The organism is Dactylosporangium sp. NPDC050688 (assembly GCF_040654515.1).
Classification (GTDB): domain Bacteria; phylum Actinomycetota; class Actinomycetes; order Mycobacteriales; family Micromonosporaceae; genus Dactylosporangium.
The window spans coordinates 1-4909 of record NZ_JBFAIC010000151.1 but is presented as its reverse complement, the minus strand read 5'-3'; the positions used below and the strand labels follow the sequence as shown (position 1 = coordinate 4909).

At 69.9% G+C, this 4909-nt stretch carries 8 protein-coding genes; all 8 read right to left on the bottom strand.

What is annotated here, in order from left to right; genetic code table 11:
- Positions 1–79: 79 nt before the first annotated feature.
- The 8 genes from AB0H83_RS51435 to AB0H83_RS51400 all read right to left on the bottom strand — a co-directional run bounded on the left by AB0H83_RS51435 (position 80) and on the right by AB0H83_RS51400 (position 4745).
- A complete protein-coding gene (locus AB0H83_RS51435; RefSeq protein ID WP_360111268.1) occupies positions 80–901 on the bottom strand; it encodes an MFS transporter in 822 nt (273 codons plus the stop codon).
- Complete coding sequence (locus tag AB0H83_RS51430) at positions 891–1430, bottom strand: topology modulation protein (protein WP_360111265.1); 540 nt, start codon at positions 1428–1430, stop codon at positions 891–893. Before AB0H83_RS51430 ends, AB0H83_RS51435 begins: the two co-directional genes overlap by 11 nt.
- 5 nt (positions 1431–1435) lie before the next feature.
- Positions 1436–2062 (bottom strand): methyltransferase domain-containing protein, encoded by a 627-nt coding sequence (locus AB0H83_RS51425; RefSeq protein ID WP_360111262.1) that lies wholly within the window; start codon positions 2060–2062, stop codon positions 1436–1438.
- 66 nt (positions 2063–2128) lie between these two features.
- Entirely contained in the window at positions 2129–2578 is a 450-nt protein-coding gene (locus tag AB0H83_RS51420; RefSeq protein ID WP_360111259.1) for an NUDIX domain-containing protein, read from the bottom strand.
- A 49-nt stretch (positions 2579–2627) separates the two neighbouring features.
- Entirely contained in the window at positions 2628–2849 is a 222-nt protein-coding gene (locus AB0H83_RS51415; RefSeq protein WP_360111256.1) for a hypothetical protein, read from the bottom strand.
- Positions 2850–3235: 386 nt separating this feature from the next.
- Positions 3236–3829 (bottom strand): hypothetical protein, encoded by a 594-nt coding sequence (locus AB0H83_RS51410; RefSeq protein WP_360111254.1) that lies wholly within the window; start codon positions 3827–3829, stop codon positions 3236–3238.
- Positions 3830–3850: 21 nt separating this feature from the next.
- Positions 3851–4471 (bottom strand): hypothetical protein, encoded by a 621-nt coding sequence (locus AB0H83_RS51405; protein WP_360111251.1) that lies wholly within the window; start codon positions 4469–4471, stop codon positions 3851–3853.
- 58 nt (positions 4472–4529) lie between these two features.
- Positions 4530–4745 (bottom strand): hypothetical protein, encoded by a 216-nt coding sequence (locus AB0H83_RS51400; protein ID WP_360111248.1) that lies wholly within the window; start codon positions 4743–4745, stop codon positions 4530–4532.
- Positions 4746–4909 lie beyond the last annotated feature (164 nt).

Sequence of the window (4909 nt, the reverse complement as noted above, 5' to 3'; positions counted from 1 at the left end):
GCTTCCGCAACCCCGTCAACCAGCGACTACGAACCCGAACCGCCACCACCCGCAAAGCCCGCGGGCATCTCGACCCCCGCTAACTTCGAAGACCCACCATGGCGTTCCAGAACAGCAGGTGCAGGTCGCGGTGGGCGGCGATGTACCGCCATCCGCCGGTCACCTCGCCGATCCACCGCCGGCTGGCGGCGGGTGGCGGGTCGGGTTCGCGGCTGCACAGCTGGCGAACACCGATCGCCGAGAGCAGAAACGTGGCGGCGTCGACGGCGACCGAGGCGGTCGCGCCGAGCCACGACACCAGCAGGCCGCCGATCGGCGGCCCGACCGTGGTGGCCGACCAGAGGCTGGTCTCGAACCGGCTGTTCGCCAGGGCGCGGTGCGGTTCAGGAACGAGCCGTTTGAGGTGCGCTCCGCCGGCGGCGTTAAACACGATCGCACCGGCGGTCTGCACCGCGGCGACCACACACAGCTGGGCGTAGGTGAGCACGCCGAGCCACGCCGCGACCGGCACGGTCGCGAGGGCCGCGAACCGGACCAGGTCGGCGGTGATCATGACCGGGCGTTTGCGGTGGACCTCGATCCACGGCGCGAGCGGCACCGCGACGGCCGCGCTCGCGATCTCGGCCGCCACCGCGAGCATGGACACCTGCCACGCCGAGACGGCCAGGACGAGGACCGCAATCAGCGGCAATGCTCCAGCGCCGACCGCGCTACCCAGCTCGCTGACCGTGTACGCCGCCCACAACCGACGCAGCTCGCCACGCCACCCTGGCACGGGCGGCCCGGCGGCGGTCGCCGCGCGCTCGGGGGCGCCAGGGTGCGGACCAGCCTGCACGCGTTCACCGGGCTCTGGATGCGGGCCCTTCCCGGCAAGGCCCGCGGCGCCCTGGTCAACCGTCACCGGCGTCCCCTCCTACCTCACGGGGCATCGGGCCGCCCAGCCGGGCGATGAGCCGGTTGACCTGGCGGCGGCTGTTCAGCTCGATCAGCACGGCGTGCGCGCCGTGCTCGGCGATACACGCCCGCACCGCAGGTGCGCGGCGGCGCCGGAAACCGACCACCCAGCGCAGGAACGCGACGTTGATGCGGTCGTGCACGCCGTCGGCGTGCCGGCCGCCGCGGTAGCGCAGCCGCCGCCGCAGGATGCCCCACAGGCAGACCAGCGGCGGCAGGTCCAGGAAGATGATCGTGTCCGCGGCGGCGAACCGGACCGGCATGGACGCCGCAGAGTTCCCCTCGATGATCCACCGATCGTTCGCCACGACCGCGTGCTGCGCGGCGACGAACGCGGCCTCCGGCACGACCTTCCAGTCCTCGTCGTAGCGCAGGGCGTCCAGATGCGTGACCGGTAGCCCCAGTAACCCGGCGAGCTGGTTGGCCAGCACGGTCTTGCCGGCGCCGCCGGCACCCACGATCGCGATCCGGCGCACGGACTTCAGCCCTCCCACTCAAGCCCGGGGCGCTGGTGGGGGTGTTGCCAGATAGCTTCCCATTGCGTCCACTGGCCGACGCCGGGCGGCTGCCGCCAGGACGTGTCGGCCCGCACCGGCAGAATCGGGGTCCAGCCGGCGAACAGCCGGCTTAGCTCGGTGGCGCCGAAGAAGTGGATGTCCAGGCCGGACTTCGGCCCAGCGAGGTACCCCACCGTGAACCCACCGTCGGGATGGCGTTCGGTGACCTCGTGGTCGGGCCACACGTCGGTGCTGGCGGCGTTGACCCGCAGGCACAGCAGCCCACCGGCCGTGACCCGCTGCTGTGCCGCACGCACGTGGTGGTGGGCGGTGCGGCGGTCACCGTGCTGGAACACCTGGATGCCCAAGACCAGCGGCCACCGCTGCTGGGGCGGCAGGACGGTCAGGTCGCCGTGGACGAACCGGTCCGCCCGATCGGGGCGCCGCGCCCGCAGCTGGGCGATCGCCTCCGCGGAGATGTCCAGGCCCGTCATGTCGATCCCGGCGTCGAGCAGCGGCAGCAGGTGCCGGCCGTTGCCGCACCCGATGTGGAGGCCCTGCCCGACACCGACGGTTCCCGCTGCGGTGATGACGTCGGCGAGGAACGCCACCGGCGCTTCGCCGGCGTACCGGCCGGCACGGTACGCCGGCGTCCCACGCCCGTTCCGCCGGCCCGTTCACCGCGGTCCGTTGCTTCCGGTCGGCCAGTCCACCGCCGCGTACACGCGCCCGGAGCAGAACAGCTCGACCCCGATCTCGGTGTAGCGCAGCAACGGCCGAGGCAGCGCGTCCAGCGGTGCCCAGCGCAGCTCGGCGCACTTGGCCGGTTCGGCGATGACCGGCTCGCCGTGCACCGCCGGGTCCGCCTCGAGGTGGAAGAACACCCCGATACGCGGCACCCCGTCCGGCGGATGCCAGTGCGTCATCGCGACCACCCGCAGCTGCGCGGGCGGCAGCCGCAGCCCGGTCTCCTCGAACGCCTCCCGCGCCATGCCATGTTCGAGCGCCTCGCCCGGCTCCAGTTTCCCGGACGGCGAATCCCACTGGCCTGCTGCGAACCCTCCTCGGCGCCGCCCGACCAGCATCTGGTCACCGCAGGTGTAGAGCAGCCGCAGGTCGACTGGCACCGTGCACGGGCCGGTGGCTTCACGGTCCTGGCGCGAAGGCCAGCCGGCCTCATTCACCAACATCACCACCGCTTCCCGTAGTTGCGTTCCGGAGGTCCGCGACCTTCTGCAGGAACCGCCGCAACTCCGGGTCGGTTCGCCCGGCAGCCCACTGGGTGACGTCGCCGCGCGGGTGCCAGCCCCAGCCGCTGAACTCGCCGGAATCCGGTGCAAGCGGCGCTGCCGGATCAAGATCAAGGAGCCACCAGAGGGTTGTCGCGGCTTTGTTCACGTGTCCGGATTCTAGGGGCGCGCAGCTGGGTGAAGGATGTCTTCTGGGTTCCAGCGCTCTAGGGCGTGCTGATCAAGGCCCCCTGTGCAGAGGCCGCCTCGACCAGACCGCAGGCTACTGCCGCCTCGGCTTCTCGGCACCGGCCGGCCGGTACGCGACGATCCGGGCCGCGCGCGTCACCCACGCAGCGGACGCCCCATGCACGGCGCCGAGTGCCAATTGACCGAAAGCAAGCAAGCCGCTGCGATGACTCGCTCCGGCCAGTAGTCCGACCAGGCGCTCACCCGCCAAAGGGCTGGACCCGGACAGTGGACGCGCTCGGCTATCGGGCGCAACGAGATTCTCCGGGGTCGTCGCTGGCGGCCAGCCCAGACGCTGCCCGCACGCTACGCCTGGTCTGGCGCCGCGTCGTCACTTATAGCATCGTTTGGACTGGCCGGCTGCGTGGTGAGTTCACGGTCGTCGAGTAGATCGTGTATGAGGGTTGCGGAACCGCCCAAGTAGGTGGATGTCTGGTCGACATCCGTGGCGACGCACCAACCGTGGTCGTCGGGCCACCACAGGTTGGGGCTCTGTTCCCACGACAGATCCCACAGTGCTTGAGCCGAGCGGAGTTCGCCGCGGTACAGCGCGAAGGACCTGCGGGGTGCCCGGACCCGCTCCGGTGGAGGGGTGAGTTCAGCGGGCGGCCGAGCGGGTCTGCCGCCGTCTCTGGTCAGCGTGCTGGTTGCAGAGTGCCCGTGTAGCCAGGCGTAGCCGTCCCAGACGGCGAACCAGCACAGCTTCGCCTCGGGTGTATGCCGGGCGAGTATGTCGAGCAGCGCGTCCAGTCGCGGTCGGTCGAGTGTGCCTGCTTCGGGATGACGGATCCGTGCATAGGCTGCGAACCCGTCTGGAACGAGGCTGCCGACGTCCTGCGCGAACGGGTGCAGTCGTTCGACGATCCATTGTGCTACTGCAACGTTCCGGGACCACTGCATGGGCCGGCCACCCCTTCGTACCTATCTCACCACAATGCGGAATCCCCAACTGGCGCTCACCACCGCGTTGTCCTGGGCGCCGGGTGGACGGTCAGCAACCGGAACGTACCACTCGGCGTACAGAACGATCACCGGGAAACGGTGCTCCGCGAGGTGAACCAGTAATCCTTCCTGGTCGTTTCCCAGACGGCATCCCGAGGCCGTGGCGGCCTGCGATGACAATTCGTTCCGGCATGCAAGTGTGCGGGGATTGGAAGTGGGCACTCCGTTGCCGTCGAGTTCGCCGTGGAACAGCCGGACATCGACTCGGGCCGGATGCGAGTGTGTTGGAATGCGTACGTCGATGTCGGCCGGTGCCGGTGCTGCTACGGCCGCTGGCCACCGGACCGGTGACCCGTCCGGAGCCGTGGTCTGCACATTGCCGGACGGTGAAAACCAGCGCGACGACAGCAGGATTCCGGCTTGGCGTTCGCCGTTCGCGCCTGTCAATACCGCCTGAGGTGCGGTCCCGAGCCAGACGGGCTGGTCTGCTGCGGGAGACGGCGGGCCAGGTGGGAGGCTTGCGATGATGCCCTTCGGGCGCTGCGACCGCGGCTGGCTCGCCGTGCAGCCGGCCAGACCACCTGTCAGCGCGGTGATCACCAACGGCACGGCGACCAGCCGTCGTCCCCCAATCATCTGGCCTGGTCGTTACCGTTCTTCAGCACGTCAGCCCGTTCGCCGAGTTCGAGGTGTAGGCATATGAGCTGTCGCTCGCCTCATGGTAGGAGTTCGCAAGGTAGTCATGCGTGCCGTCGCAGTCCGCGGCGCTCTCCGCGGCGTTCGTGCTGACCGAGCTGGTGCTGTTGTTCGAGCCGTAGCCGCGCTGCTCCCAGCCGTACCACCGGCTGCGGTACAGCGTCACGTCGACATGCACCCCGAGTCCGGCACATACAGTCCGAGCAACGACGTTGATCGAACCGTTGACGTGGCTGGATGAGTGCGGGTGACTGATCAGGTGGTCAGTTGATGGCGGGTAGCCAGGGCCGACCGGTGATGAGGTCGGTGAGTGCCCGGAGGGTGTTGTGGCCGTGGGCGGTG

Excerpts from the sequence above, each read along its gene's own strand:
- AB0H83_RS51410 (WP_360111254.1), bottom strand. The coding sequence starts at position 3,829 with ATGCAGTGGTCCCGGAACGTTGCAGTAGCACAATGGATCGTCGAACGA.